The 14,660-nt window shown below is 43.0% G+C and carries 13 protein-coding genes; 6 read left to right on the top strand and 7 right to left on the bottom strand.

Translation table 11 applies throughout. The annotated features are described in order from the left end of the window. Positions 1 to 13: 13 nt before the first annotated feature. The 5 genes from VL525_RS20240 to VL525_RS20260 all read right to left on the bottom strand — a co-directional run bounded on the left by VL525_RS20240 (position 14) and on the right by VL525_RS20260 (position 3,958). The gene (locus VL525_RS20240) at positions 14 to 661 is read right to left on the bottom strand and encodes a hypothetical protein (protein ID WP_325389084.1); all 648 of its coding nucleotides are present in this window, start codon (positions 659 to 661) and stop codon (positions 14 to 16) included. 155 nt (positions 662 to 816) lie between these two features. After that, complete coding sequence (locus VL525_RS20245) at positions 817 to 2,919, bottom strand: ComEC/Rec2 family competence protein (protein WP_325389086.1); 2,103 nt, start codon at positions 2,917 to 2,919, stop codon at positions 817 to 819. Between the two features lie 104 nt (positions 2,920 to 3,023). Next, positions 3,024 to 3,359 (bottom strand): MerR family transcriptional regulator, encoded by a 336-nt coding sequence (locus VL525_RS20250; RefSeq protein ID WP_147033410.1) that lies wholly within the window; start codon positions 3,357 to 3,359, stop codon positions 3,024 to 3,026. A gap of 97 nt (positions 3,360 to 3,456) precedes the next feature. Then, complete coding sequence (locus VL525_RS20255) at positions 3,457 to 3,747, bottom strand: type II toxin-antitoxin system RelE/ParE family toxin (RefSeq protein WP_325389089.1); 291 nt, start codon at positions 3,745 to 3,747, stop codon at positions 3,457 to 3,459. Then, a complete protein-coding gene (locus tag VL525_RS20260; RefSeq protein WP_325389091.1) occupies positions 3,740 to 3,958 on the bottom strand; it encodes a hypothetical protein in 219 nt (72 codons plus the stop codon). Before VL525_RS20260 ends, VL525_RS20255 begins: the two co-directional genes overlap by 8 nt. A 60-nt stretch (positions 3,959 to 4,018) precedes the next feature. Between VL525_RS20260 and alaS the strand changes: the two genes are divergently transcribed. Next, a complete protein-coding gene (gene alaS / locus VL525_RS20265) occupies positions 4,019 to 6,703 on the top strand; it encodes an alanine--tRNA ligase (protein ID WP_325390079.1) in 2,685 nt (894 codons plus the stop codon). 120 nt (positions 6,704 to 6,823) lie between these two features. Here alaS and VL525_RS20270 read toward each other — a convergent pair whose 3' ends face one another. Continuing rightward, positions 6,824 to 8,020, bottom strand: a complete 1,197-nt coding sequence (locus VL525_RS20270) for a M56 family metallopeptidase (RefSeq protein ID WP_325389093.1) — start codon at positions 8,018 to 8,020, stop codon at positions 6,824 to 6,826. Between the two features lie 282 nt (positions 8,021 to 8,302). Between VL525_RS20270 and gatB the strand changes: the two genes are divergently transcribed. From gatB to VL525_RS20285, 3 genes are all read left to right on the top strand, one after another. After that, the gene (gene gatB, locus VL525_RS20275; protein WP_325389095.1) at positions 8,303 to 9,754 is read left to right on the top strand and encodes an Asp-tRNA(Asn)/Glu-tRNA(Gln) amidotransferase subunit GatB; all 1,452 of its coding nucleotides are present in this window, start codon (positions 8,303 to 8,305) and stop codon (positions 9,752 to 9,754) included. After that, positions 9,755 to 10,900, top strand: coding sequence for a TlpA disulfide reductase family protein (locus VL525_RS20280; protein WP_325389097.1), 1,146 nt, complete (start codon positions 9,755 to 9,757; stop codon positions 10,898 to 10,900). Positions 10,901 to 10,989: 89 nt separating this feature from the next. Further along, positions 10,990 to 11,679, top strand: coding sequence for a response regulator transcription factor (locus tag VL525_RS20285; protein ID WP_325389099.1), 690 nt, complete (start codon positions 10,990 to 10,992; stop codon positions 11,677 to 11,679). Between the two features lie 28 nt (positions 11,680 to 11,707). Here the strand turns inward: VL525_RS20285 and VL525_RS20290 are convergent, their stop codons facing one another. Further along, complete coding sequence (locus tag VL525_RS20290) at positions 11,708 to 12,193, bottom strand: hypothetical protein (RefSeq protein WP_325389101.1); 486 nt, start codon at positions 12,191 to 12,193, stop codon at positions 11,708 to 11,710. Between the two features lie 429 nt (positions 12,194 to 12,622). On the opposite strand from VL525_RS20290, the gene VL525_RS20295 reads away from it, so the two are divergent. Together VL525_RS20295 and VL525_RS20300 are read left to right on the top strand one after the other, a co-directional pair. After that, positions 12,623 to 13,603 carry a hypothetical protein gene (locus VL525_RS20295; protein ID WP_325389103.1) on the top strand — a complete coding sequence of 327 codons (981 nt, stop codon included), beginning with the start codon at positions 12,623 to 12,625 and terminating at the stop codon, positions 13,601 to 13,603. 29 nt (positions 13,604 to 13,632) lie between these two features. Then, positions 13,633 to 14,628: a hypothetical protein gene (locus VL525_RS20300; protein ID WP_325389105.1), complete on the top strand. Its 996-nt coding sequence runs from the start codon at positions 13,633 to 13,635 to the stop codon at positions 14,626 to 14,628. Positions 14,629 to 14,660: the final 32 nt, after the last annotated feature.

Here is a 14,660-nt window from a genome sequence, read left to right on the forward strand (position 1 = left end):
AGAGAGTATTTGATTATTGACCACCGCGGGACATCGCTTCCAGGTCGTCTTTTGATATCTTGTCAAATGACGGATCGATACCAAATGTGCCTTTTGGCGCTTTTGCATCAGTAATTGCAGTAACTGTTACAGATGCTTCCTGGCCCTGCTGGAAAGCTGTATACTGGATTGGTGTGCCGCCAATAGCGTTATAATATTTAGGAATAGCGGATGCCGGTATGGTAACATCGTTAGTTACCCAAATATCGTAGGTCTTTTTGCTCTTGGTATCAGTAGCTACAACTTTTTTGCAGTTAAAGCCCGAGATCTGTTTAGTGTCGGCCGCTGGTGCAAACGTAAAAGTTGGCATGCCGCTCATTAACTGGTCTATTTCATCAGGCGTATAAATGGCCGCCTTTTTTACATTAAATGCAGATACATCGACTACCACCGCAAGGTATTTGTAACCCGCATCGGCAAGCAATTTGATCTTCGCAGGGCCTGCTTCAAAAGTGGTTGCCTGGGAATCGGGCCTGAAATACTCAGTGATAGTTACCGGTTGGCCCCTCATGTCGGTGCTGTAGGTAACGGTTCCTTCTGTATAATTCTTTTGTGCGCTGGCGCTAATAACTGTTGCTGACAGGACAATGCCAAGGGCGGCACTAAAAAGTTTAATTTTCATCGGTTTTATCTGTTTTTTAAATGATTATGAAACAACCATGAGCGAGTGTGAATTTTTGCAGCACATGATAGTTTCATTGGTTTATATTTTGTTTGTTACAATTTAGACATTTTAATAAGTAGGGTGCAAATATTTTTTGCTGTTTGTTTAACACGCTAATTAGATACGAAGGTAACTGATTTGTTACGGCCCGGTGTGGCGTAATTTTTATTTATAAGTTTGGCTTCATTCTCAAGCCTGTTGGTCAGTTGGTTAGAATTGCTGCCGTCGACGATCAATATTTTATAATCGAAAATTTTATTGAGCAACGCAACATCTGCTGACGGGTTGCCCTTCAAATACAGGTAGTCGATCTTTAATTTTTCGGCCTGTTGCGAATATTGAAATTGCTTACTATAAATCATAAGGCGCCTGTTTCCAAATTGAACATAGTTATCCCGCTTTCGCAGAAACGGAACTATGATATCAGAATCAGGGTTCATTATTTTTCGGCCGCTAACCTGGCAACTATCCAAATAGGGTTGAATTGAATAACGGTAAATTTTATCGGTGTCCGAAAGGTCGGTTAAAATAAGCGCATTATTGCCTTTTTTAAAAACGATACCGGTGTGTTTTCGCAGCGCAAGAAATGTGATCTCATTTGTTGCAGCATTTTTCCATCTTTTCAAACTACTGCTGACAGATAGAATTAACAACGATATTAATGTCAGCTTTAAAAGCCACACTTTACGGTCATATAGATAATAGAATAGCGAGACGATAATGATGTACAGCGCGAGATATTCCAATGGTGTTATCCAAATCCGGTTGACGGTGGCGAAAGGTGCGTGTTCAATTAAGGCGAGCCCTTTATCCATGATCAGGATCGACTTTTCAAGCGCGAAACCTAAAACTCCTCCTAAAAACGGAACCGCGCCCAATATCATATAAGCGAACCCCGTATACATAATTATAGCAACCGGGATAACAATGAACAGGTTGCTGACAAGGAAGTAAACCGGGAACTGGTGAAAATAAAACGCGCTTAACGGGAATGTGATCACTTGCGCGGCTATCGAAATAGAACACAGTCCCCATAACTTATCTCCCCACGTATTACTGAAATCAAACCATTTGTAAACGATAGGTTGAAGAACGACCAGCCCAAACACGGCAAGATAAGATAGCTGGAAACCGACGTCCACTATGAATAACGGATCGTACAGTAACAGGAAAAACGCAGATACTGCCAAAATATTAAGGGTATTAATATTTCGGCTATATGTCTTACCGATTATCACCATCGAGATCATTACGGCGGCGCGGCACACCGCCGGCGAAAAACCGGTGAGCATGGAATAATACCAAATAATAAGGATGATCAGCGTTGCTTTTACCGCTCTGCCGTACTTAAACCGGTTTAAGAAACCAAATACGAATTCGAGCATAATAAATAGTAACGCAACATGTGCCCCCGAAACAGAAAGTACATGGATGGTGCCGGTTTTGGAATAAGCTTGCAAAACGTCGTTGCTCAGATCGGCTTTGTATCCCAATATCAGGGTAGAGGCTACCGCGACGGCTTCAGGGTCGTGCATATTCAGGCGGAATTTTTCGATCAAATGCCGTCGCTGGCGTAAAGAAAATGCGATGACCGCGTTACCCCTGTTCCTTTTGAGTACCCGATATTGCCCTGGGAATAAGTATTCCTGGTAATGGATATTCTGATTGGAAAGGTACTTTTGATAATTAAACTCGGCAGGGTTTAAAGGCGGCTCCACCGCGCGGCATGCAGCCGGAATTATAAGCTCATCGCCATAGTACAGCGTACCGGCTAAACTGTCTTTGATCGAGATCAGCAGGTTCCCGCTTGCACCGGACTGCCTGCCCTTGGTTACGCTTTTTTGAACAACGGCCGTAAACCTGGCAGTGCCGTTGTTTACTTTTGGCTCGTTGCTGATCTTTATAATGAGCCGGTCAGCCTGTTTTTTTGAAAAATGGTCTTTCTTATTGAGCTCGTTATAGTTGATAAAGCATATCCATCCGGCAAAAAAAAGCACGATATGGAACAACAACCCGCCCAACCACCTGTATTTATAAAGATTGAGGGGCCGGAACAAAAAATTTAAACAAATAAACAGGAGAGCGGCAACGGTAAACGCGATGGCCGGAAATAATATATTAGGATTTGGGCAAAGGTTTAGCCCGCAGGCAATGCCGGCAATAAAAGGGATAAGGAATACGACAAACGGAATTTCGCCTTTATGAGCGGCTATCATACCGGTTAAAGATATGATTTTTCAGGTTGTGATATAGCTTAAGATGAAGCTTTGAAAACTTGTAACAACAGGATCTGTAGTATCTGCAAAATCCTGAAATCGTGTTATAGCTGTTCGCGGACTTCGAGCAGGAATTTTTTGATGTTTTCCAAAGCGTCAATTACGCGCTGATTTTCTTTGGCATCACCCATATTTTTTTTCAAATGGTCCTTAGCGCCATTCAAAGTATATCCTTTTTCCTTTATCAAATGAAAAATGATACGCAGGTGCTCAATATCTTCCGGGGTAAAATAACGGTTTCCCTTTTTGTTCTTCTTAGGCTGAAGTACATCAAATTCCTTCTCATAAAACCTGATCAGCGACTGATTTACATCAAAAATCGCAGCAACTTCACCCATGGTATAGTACATCTTGCTGATCTCGTGTTCTTTATACGGCATGTCTCAAATGTAATTATCTTTCGCGTTTATACGAGGTAACGTTCCTAAAGTTCTGCAAATTACTAAAATGTGGAAAACTTGTTGTGACAGGTAATTGTCAGCGATTTAGCGGATTGCGACTGGTGTGGAAAATAGATGTCACAAATACTTTATTGTTCGGTTCATCAATCCAATAAATTATAAGGTATGGGAAAATTTTTAAAGCTGTTGTCCGCAACTCCTGGTCATACCTGGCAGGGAAATGAAAAGGGCTGGTCTCAATTAGGGTTAAATAGTAATTGACTTCGTCGAATAACTTATCACCAAGCCCATCTTGCTTTTCGTTATACCAATCATACGCTTCGGACAATTCATCTTCGGCCTGGGCGAGTAATTCAACCTCAAACACCGTTATAGTCTTGTTTTATTTGGCTCCAGGGGCGTGATGTTGTTTTACCGCTGAGAAAGTCGCCTTTACGTTTTATCATTTCCTGCACATCGGCATCTGACAATGTGTAATCATCGTTTTCTGTACGGTATTGATAACTTAAACTATCCAGGAATGCCAAAAGCACCTTTTTTTCCTGGTCATTCTGAATGTCAATTTTCAATGTTTCCATCAATAACAAATTTAGTCATTAATTCCGGTTCGGACAATAATTCTATCTTTGCACCCTATGATGACCGCTTCCCAAATACGCAAAGCTTTTCTTGATTTTTTTGCTTCCAAAGGGCACCAGATCGTGCCTTCTGCGCCTATTGTTGTTAAAAACGACCCCACGCTGATGTTCACCAATGCCGGTATGAACCAGTTTAAGGATATTTTTTTAGGCGAAGCGCCGGCAAAATACAAGCGGGTAGTGGATACGCAGCGTTGTCTGCGGGTATCGGGCAAGCATAACGACCTGGAGGAAGTGGGTATAGATACCTACCATCATACCATGTTCGAGATGCTGGGTAACTGGAGCTTTGGCGACTACTTTAAAAAAGAAGCCATTGAATGGAGCTGGGAACTGCTGACCGAAGTATATAAGATAGATAAGGACCGCCTGTACGTGACCATTTTTGAAGGAGATGAAAAAGAAGGTCTGCCAAAGGATCAGGAAGCGTTTGACTATTGGAAACAATATGTGCCCGAAGACCATATCCTGTTAGGCAACAAAAAGGATAACTTTTGGGAAATGGGCGAGACCGGCCCCTGCGGACCGTGCTCTGAGATCCATTATGATAACCGGGAAGAAGGTGAAAGGTTAAAGGTGAAAGGTGAAAGCCTTGTTAACCGGGACGACCCGCAGGTGATAGAAATATGGAACAATGTGTTTATGCAGTTTAATAGGCTGAAGGATGGCTCACTACAACCCCTGCCGGCTAAGCATGTGGATACCGGGATGGGTTTTGAGCGGTTGGTAAGGGTGCTGCAGGAGAAAAGTTCCAATTACGATACGGATGTTTTCCAGGAATTAATTCAAAATATCTCTGCAAAAAGTAAAAAAGAATACGACAGCGCAGCCAAACCCGGCGATGCCGACTGGAACACGACCGTAGCCATGCGGGTGCTGGCCGACCATGTACGTGCCGTAAGCTTCACTATTGCCGACGGGCAGCTACCGTCTAACAATAAGGCTGGCTATGTGATACGCCGTATCCTGCGCAGGGCGGTTAGATATCAATATCAATACCTGGAATTTAAAGAACCTTTCCTGAATACGCTCGTGCCAATTTTAGCTGAACAATTTAAAGGAGTATTTGATGAATTGTATAACCAAAAGGACTTTGTGCAAAAGGTGGTTTTGGAGGAAGAGACGGCTTTCTTGAGAACCTTAGAGAAAGGAATATCATTATTTGAAAGCGAGTATCGGCTTGCGACCTACCAATTTGGAGATAAGCCTTATGACCCGTCGGTAAAGCCAGATTTATTTAATGGAGAGATAGCGTTCAAATTGCAAGACACTTATGGATTTCCAATAGACCTAACCGAATTAATGGCTCGTGAAAGAGGATTAAGTGTTGACATGGATGGTTTCAATAAGGCCCTTGCCGAACAAAAATCCCGCTCCCGTGCCGCCACTGCCATTGATACCGGAGATTGGATCATCCTGAAAGAAGATGACACTGTCGAGTTTACCGGTTATGATGAAACGGAGACCATTGCCCATATAGTAAAATACCGCAAGGTGACGGCTAAAGGTAAAGAGCAGTATCAGATTGTGCTGGATAAAACACCTTTCTATGCTGAAAGCGGCGGGCAGGTAGGGGATACCGGCCAGTTGGTTTTCCCGGATGGGGAGATCATACAGGTGACGGATACCAAAAAGGAAAATGCCCTTATCGTCCATTTTGTGGACAACATGCCATCTGAAAAAGCGATTAACGATGCGCTGACTGCGATTGTCGACCCGGAAAGACGGAACAGCATACAAGGCAACCACTCCACCACGCATTTGCTGCATGCCGCACTGAAACAGGTCTTGGGCAACCATGTGAATCAGAAAGGCTCCTTGGTAAATGATGAGTACCTGCGGTTCGACTTTTCGCACTTTGCCAAAGTAACCGAGGAGGAGCTGGCAAGAATAGAGGCTATCGTTAACGAAAAAGTGCGCGAGAATATCCCGCTGAAGGAAGAACGCAATGTGGCTTATCAGGTTGCTATCACCAGCGGCGTAACCGCCTTGTTCGGCGAAAAATATGGCGAGTATGTGCGGGTCATAACTTTCGACGATGCTTTTTCTAAAGAGCTTTGCGGTGGTACACATGTAAAGGCTACCGGGCAAATAGGCTATTTCAAGATCGTATCTGAAAGCGCTGTAGCCGCCGGTGTTCGACGCATCGAAGCCATAACAGGTATTGGTGCCGAGAACTACATCAACAAACAAAGTAAGCTGGTGCACCAGTTAAAAGAACTGCTTAAAAATCCGAAGGATATTGGTAAAAGTATCGAGACCCTGTTGGAGGAGAACAGCAAGCTGAAGAAAGAGATAGAAAGATCGGTATTGGAAAAATCATCCGGCTTAAAGAACGAGTTGGCTAAAAAAGTTCAGGATATTAATGGTATAAGCTTTATAGCCGAAAAGGTAACCCTGCCTAACGCCGATGCGGTAAAAAACCTGGCTTACCAGCTAAAGGATATCGTTCCGAACCTGTTCCTGGTTTTGGGCGCTGATATTGAGGGAAAACCAAACCTGACAGTGATGATCTCCGAAAACCTGGTAAAAGATAAAGGACTTAACGCAGGTAATATCATTCGCGAACTGGCTAAAGAGATACAGGGTGGCGGCGGCGGCCAGCCGTTTTATGCTACGGCTGGTGGTAAGGATGTTAACGGTCTGGATAAGGCGCTGGAAAAAGCAAAGAGTTTTATCGAATAACAACCAAATCCAATGTCATTTCGAACGATAGAGGGAAATCTCAAACCCTGTCTATCCGTTTTGCATCTTCGGGAAGATTTCTCCTCGTTCCTCGTTCGAAATGACATGATTTTTCAACCTTTACCCCTTAATCTTTTCTAAGGTAAAGCTGATCGGTACGTTATATTTTACGCGTACTTTGCGCCCGTTCTGAACGCCCGAGTTCCATTTCGGGCAAAGTGAGATAGCCCTTGCGGCTTCTTTGCCAGACCCGTAACCGGGCTCACGTAGCACTTTGATATTACTCAGTTTACCGTCCTTCTCTACTATAAAAGACACAAATACTTTGCCCTGTACGTTTTTCTCTTTCATTTGCGCCGGGTACTTGATTGTCTTGCTCAGGAAGTCATAAAACTTATCAAGTCCGCCCGGATAGGTCGGCGGTTGTTCTACCACAGTAAATAATGGTTCCTCGTACTGCTGTTCTTTCAAATAGGCAGATTTATTATCACGTAATGTTTCTGCGACAGGCCCTGTGCCGGCCGATGACAATAGCAACATTAGACCGACCAGCGGTGCCGAAAAACCGTATTTAAAAAGAGCCTTTTTTTGCGACTTATTTCTTTGGATCATCATAATACGTTGCTTCAATAAGTTCTGATTGAAAAATGTATTAACCAGGTTATTAAGCGGTGTTTCAAATGTTTGACTGAATAGAAGCATGGCGTATTCTTTTTTGCTGCTTGCCCTGCGCAACGCCCCTTCATCTGCAATAAACTCATGTATGTTTTTTACCTCTTTCCGCAAAAAATACACTGCCGGGTTAAACCAGTTAATAATAACGACGATCTCCATCAGCAATACATCAACCGTGTGCCACTGCGCTGCATGTATGTTTTCGTGCTCACAGATCAACGGGTTGGATGAGCCGCCAAGGTTTATCCTCCTGAAAAATGACCATGGCGCTGATGTATCTGCCTGGTTTATAATTCTTCTGACTATAAAGAGTTTGGCTATCAGTCGAGCTGACAGGATCAAAATTCCGGCGATATAAAGAAATGAGATCACCCCCATCAGTGTCCAATGCTGCGTTGCTGAGACGGGCTGTGCCAGTACAGTTACCGGTTTCAGATAGATGATCTTTAATTGGTGTGCCAGGCTCATCTGCTGCGCCCAACTGGTTTGGATAGCAGGGAGAACAAATGAAAGGAAAATTGAGCCGATAAGATATGCCCTGTTTATCTGAAAGAAGGTCTCTTTCCTTAAAAACAGCATATAAAAACCAAGAAATACGGCAATATATACATTGGCGAATATGATGTATTGTATCGTTTGCATGCGGGCTATAATTAAGTTTTTAGTTATTCGAAATTATACAATGCAGGGTAGATTATCAACTAATATATTAGTCGATTTGTAATTGGTTGTCGAAATCAAATAAATCATGATTGAATTGTGTGAAAAAGGTTAATAAAATACAATCGGGGTAATTGTTGCTTTTAAACGTAATTATCTGGGTTAAATTGTAACATAACTGCTTAAAGCCTGTGTATTTATGAGTTTTAGCTTATATTTGGCACCTGCTTATGAGCATATTTGATATTACAATTCTATCAGCAAATGATGAAAGATAAGTACGAGCTTGTTGTGGGTTTGGAGGTGCATGCTCAGTTATCTACTTTAAGTAAGGCATTTTCTTCAGATTCAGCGGCGTTTGGAGGCGCACCAAACCAGCATGTCAGCGTCGTTTCGCTCGGGCATCCCGGAACTTTACCTATGATCAATAAAACGATGGTAGAATATGCCGTAAAAATGGGTTTGGCCTGTAATTCTACCATCAACCTTAATAATACATTTGCCCGCAAAAATTATTTTTATGCCGACCTGCCCAAAGGATATCAGACTACCCAAGACCAGGCACCAATTTGTTTGGGCGGATTTGTACGCGTAAGGCTATCTGATGGTTCGCAAAAGGATATAGCCATCCATCACATGCATATGGAGGAAGATGCCGGTAAAAGTATGCACGACCAGCACCATGCCGATTCGCTGATTGACCTGAACCGCGCGGGGGTGCCCCTGATAGAGATCGTTTCTGAACCGGACATACGCAGTGCGGAGGAGGCCGGTCAATACCTGACCGAAGTACGCAAATTGTTACGCTACCTGGAGATATGTGACGGGAACATGGAAGAAGGCAGTATGAGGTGCGATGCCAATATTTCGGTACGGATAAAAGGCAATACAGCGTATGGTAACCGTTGCGAGGTAAAGAACATGAACTCGATACGTAATGTGCAGCGTGCAATAGAACACGAGTTTGAAAGGCAGGTGACTGTATTAGAAGAAGGTGGCTATATCGAGCAAAATACGCTGAATTTTGATGCTGATACCGGCGAAACATCTGTATTACGCTCCAAGGAAATGGCCAACGATTACCGCTATTTCCCCGAACCGGACCTGCAGCCCCTATTCCTCTCCAATGAATATGTTAATAACATAAAAAAAGGCCTCCCGGCTTTACCGAACGAGCTTTACGAAAAATACACCGTTGAATTGGGCCTGCCTGCGTACGATGCTACAGTAATTACGGCTGATAGAGAAATAGCCCTGTATTTTGAAGAATTGATAACGCATACGGATAATTACAAATCTGCAGCAAACTGGCTCATGGGCCCAGTCAAATCGTATTTGAACGAAAATGGCAGACAGATTACTGAATTCGGTATTGAAGCGGCTAATTTAGCTGCGCTTATTAGTCTGGTGGATAGCGGCAAGGTTAACAATTCTATCGCTGCCCAAAAGCTGTTCCCGGCGATGATAACGGAACGATCGCAATCTGCGGAGGAACTGGCGAAAGGATTGAATTTGCTGATAACCGCGGGCGAAGACGATGTGCAGCAATTCATCAGCCAGGCTATTGCTAAATTCCCCGATAAGGTAAAAGAATACCAGAAAGGGAAAAAAGGCGTTTTGGGTTTGTTCATGGGCGAGATCATGAAACAGTCGAGAGGCAAGATCGATCCTCAAAAGACCAACCAATTATTGATCAAAGAATTAGAATCTAAATAAATGAAGAAAAGTATTGTTATTAATTGTTTTATTGCCCTGGCGGTGGTAATCATCAGCTCGTGCAAGGACAACAAAAGTTTTACTATATCGGGGACTATCACAAACCCGGGCAGCCTGAAAAAAGTATACCTGTACCAGGCCGATAGTTCCGGCGCAGCAGGCGGGGGGCTTTCTATGGTGGATTCAACCAATTTGAGCGAAAACGGGAAATTTACGTTTAAACGTCAAACCCCTTATGCTAATCTTTATGACATTAAGGTTGGTGAGAACATCTTCGACTTCATCGCAAAAAATGGGAACGACATCGAGTTTTCTACCAACCTGCAGGACAGCACACATACTTATAATGCGGCGGGCTCGGAAGATGCAGAAAAAATGAAAGAGTTCAACCGTATTAACAACGTTTACAATAAGCGCATCAGCAAGCTGGTAAACGAATACCGCGGCAAATCGGAAAAACTTGGGCGCGCATCAGATTCACTTGTAAATGTTTACCGGCCGATGATCATGAAAGAAGTGGGCGAGCAAAGCGAAGAGGTGCTGAAATTTGCGGAAGCAAATGTGAATTCTCTCGTTGGGTTTTACGCACTGACCGGCCTGGAACCTATCCGCTACGAACAGCAGATGGTGGCCTACGCCGATAAAATAAAAGACAACTTTAAAGATAACCCTGACGTGCAGCGTTTTTTACGCCACATGAAAGACATAGCGCCTCTTTCTGTGGGTCATAAGGCGCCCGAGTTTACAACAAGCGGGCTGGACGGAAAGCCTGTTAAGTTGTCGGATTACAAAGGTAAATATGTGCTTGTTGATTTTTGGGCCTCGTGGTGCGCCCCTTGCCGCCAGGAAAACCCTAACGTGGTAAAGCAATATAATATCTACAAGTCAAAAGGGCTTAATATACTGGGCATATCGCTCGACGTTGACAAAAAACAGTGGGAACAGGCTATCAAAAAAGACGGATTGATCTGGAATCATGCTTCGGACCTAAAGAATTTTAATGGTCCTACAGAAGTGTTGTACCATATCGAAGCTATTCCATCAAACTTTATGATAGATCCGCAGGGAACTATCATTGCAAAAAACATTACAGGTGCAGATCTTGAAGAATTTTTAAACAAAACGTTTAATAAGGCTCAATTGTAAGTTAAGAAAAGGTAACACTTAACAATTTGTTAATATTTAGGTAACCATTTGCTTTTCTTAAGCTCATACATTTATGCAAAATTTCAACCATGAGCACATCTGCTAAACAAAAAATTTTGATTGTTGATGACGAGCCGGATATATTAGAGCTGATTGAGTACAATTTAAAAAAAGAAGGTTACCAGGTTTATACAGCCCGGAATGGCCAGGAGGCCGTTTCTGAAGCAAAAAAGGTATTGCCTGATCTGATCGTCCTCGATATCATGATGCCAAAAATGGACGGCATCGAGGCCTGCCGCATTATGCGTACCATGCCCGAGTTCAAGAATACTTTTATGGTGTTCCTGACAGCCAGGAGCGAAGAATATTCCGAAATAGCGGGTTTCAACGTGGGTGCCGACGACTACATTGCCAAGCCGATAAAGCCAAGGGCGCTGGTAAGCCGCATTAACGCCATCCTGCGCAGGAATGCGCCTGCTGAAGAAGTAACTGACAACAAACTGGAAATTGGCGGATTGGTGATAGACCGCGAAGCTTATCTCGTTTTTCAGAAAGGGGAGAAAGTGGTGTTAGCGAAGAAAGAGTTCGAGTTGCTTTACCTGCTGGCCTCTAAACCCGGCAAGGTATACACCCGCGAGGTGATCCTTAAAAATATATGGGAAGATTCGGTAGTGGTTACCAACCGTACCATTGACGTTCACATCCGCAAATTGCGCGAGAAATTAGGCGATGATATTGTTGCCACCGTCAAAGGTGTCGGATACAAATTTGAAGCATAAGTAAAGGCCCCGGCACCGGGGCCTTGTTTTATTTTGCAGTGGCCGGTTTTTTAGCCGCGGTTTTTGCCGGCGCTGTTTTGGCCTTTGCCTTTACAGCTTTAATCTTATCATCAGATTTGGCTTTTACGGCAGCTACCGTTTTTTGAGCTTTTGCTTTTTCATTTTTTACAGTAGCAGCAGCTTTTGTTTTTGCCCTGGCTACAGACTTTTCAGCTTTTGATTCTGTCGAAGCAGCTTTTGCTTTTACGGCCTTGATCTTAGTTTCAGCCTTAGCTTTCACATCTGCTACTGCTTTTGTAGTTTTTGCAGCAACGCTTTTTTTAGCGGTTACGGCCTTTTTGGTCACAACTTTTTTCTCTGATGTGATCTTATCTTTTATATCGTCTATTGTATCGGCTGCCTTATCCTTTACTTCTTCGGCTGTTTCTTTGGTGCCATCCCAAAGATGCTCGATCGTTTCTTTTACCTTCTCGAAAAATCCTTTTTCTTCAGGTTTGGTTGAGTCTGTATTCATGTTTTTGATAGTTATATTTTAGTTGTTTTTCAACGTCTATAACTCATTAATGCTCAAGATTGTTTTGTGACCGCCAAATTCCTCCAGGCTGTTATTAATGTGCATTAAATATTGTTCGTGGTTCAATTTGCTCACAATTCTACATTCCCTTTGGATGTGAAATGTATATAGATAAACCTTGTAGTGTGTTGATAATTATTTTATTATGTATTAAAGCTAAAATTGATTCCTAATCGTAACAGATAGGTTACATAGAAATTATGGGTACAAAAATTGTTGTATAAAAAGACAGGAGTATCCCTTTTCTGATTCCCGACTGCTCCGTTTATTCTGTTGACTAACAATCAATAACTATGTTGTAACAATTAATGGCTACCCGTTGTTGTTACAGCAAACCATTGTTTCTGTAATTAACTATAATTTGATCTTATGAAAAAAACCCTACTACTGTCCGCCATGGCGGCCGTATTCCTTTTTGGATGTAAGAAGGACCATTCCACACCGGGCTCCGCAGCTCAAAAAAAGTACCCGGTTACGTTTAACATGACAGACTTTACACAGACAATTTCGAGCGTTAGCGGCAAACAACAGGTTAATAACCTGAAGGCAGATGCAGCAACAGCAAATATTGCTGCTTACACCAAGGTATTGTATCTGATAATTTACAACTCCAGCGGAAATATGGTTCGGCGACTTGAGCAGGTGTCCACAGTGCCGAATTACGGGGTAATTGCCGATTCGCTGGCGGCGGGTACATATACAGTAATAATTGCTGCCGGCCAGAGCGCACTTAAATCGAACGCCGGCTCGCCAAACGGCGGAAAGCCAAGTTTTACTACATTAAGTGATGGAGTTCTTTATTACCTTGATCCTACTGCAACCAATGTTGGCGTTACAACCAGGTACTTTGAAGGGACATGGAACGACACATTTTTTAATAAATTTCAGTTTACGGTTACAAACGGGCCGGTAAATCAAACGGTCAATTTGAGCAGGATCGTAAGCAAACTCGAGGTTGATTTCAACGATGTTATACCGTCAAATGCCGCGTCAGTTGATTTGTTTTTGAGCAAAGAGAACTTTCAATACGCTCTCGGTACAGCATCGCCGATAATAGCAGATACGATAACAACCCATTTTTCAGTGCCTGACTCAGTAAAGGGAACGTCAAACTATACTTTCTCACAACTGGTCTTGAACACTGCAACACAATTTAATGTGACTTTAAGAGCTTATGACGCGGCTCATCATCTTTTAGCTACTCACGAGATACCAAACGTTAGCTGCCAGGTAAACAAGCGTACTATTTTATCAGGTAATTTTTCTAACCAGGGAGTTAATAATAATAACAATGGTTTCTCAGTCTCACTTGACCCAAATTGGGGCGCGCCGATTACCGTACACTATTAACAGTCACACTCTAATTTAGGAAAACGAAGATGAAAAAATTTATATATATGATAGCGGCGTTTTTAATCGCCCTTTCCGCCTGCAAAAAAGAGTCCGTCAATACAGGCGGAAAACTCACTCCTGTAACATTTAACGTTAGTTATCAGCAATCATCCGGCGGCTTCGATGTTGCAAAACAAGGTAAGCTCAATGTCAATAGCCTTGCAGTAAATGCGGTCGACTCAACTCTTAAAGCCAATGCAGATGTATTGTATGCGCTAATTTATCAGTCAGACGGAACGCGCTTTTTTACAATTAAACAATTGTCTACCGACACCGTTTTTGGGAAGATCACTATCAATCTTCCGCAAGGAAATTATACAGTTGCTTTCATGGCCGGAAAAACCGGACTTATCGCAAGCCCGGCTTCAGGCGGACAGTTAAGCAGTGATGTGTTTTTCTACAGTACCCAGGTGTCACCACCGGATACCCGGTTCCAGGATGCTTTTTATAGCAAAATGAACGTAACCGTCGGATCGAGCGGATTTAGTCAGACTGCGACATTGTCCAGGGTTGTATCGCAAATCATCGTCAATATTGAAGATGCGATTCCGCCAAATGTGAAATTCTGGTCGTTTAGTGCAACTGATAACACCGGCGGCGGTATTCCCCAATTTAAGGTCTCTACAAACGCAGCAATAGGCGACGATGGGTTTTTATATACCAACACCCCGTTTGCAACCCCCGTTACGACAGGTGTCAAAAATGCGAGACTTGCTATAATGGTGTTGAATACAGCGAGACCATATACGGTTCATATATTGGCATCAAATACGCTGCAAACAGCTAATCAGTTTAACGGAACAGGTGTTGTGGGCGATCTGATAGCCGAAGCGACTGTGCCTAACGTAACGGTGCAGCCTAATCATCAGACCATAGTAAGCGGTAAACTATTTGGAGGGAATGGCACTGTCAATAGTGGTAATTTCACCATTACAGTCGACCCCACATGGGATCCAACACCAACCACTATCCCTTTTCAATAGGCGGGTAACGTTGTGCTGATAAACCGTATCTT

This window comes from Mucilaginibacter sp., assembly GCF_035492695.1.
GTDB lineage: Bacteria > Bacteroidota > Bacteroidia > Sphingobacteriales > Sphingobacteriaceae > Mucilaginibacter.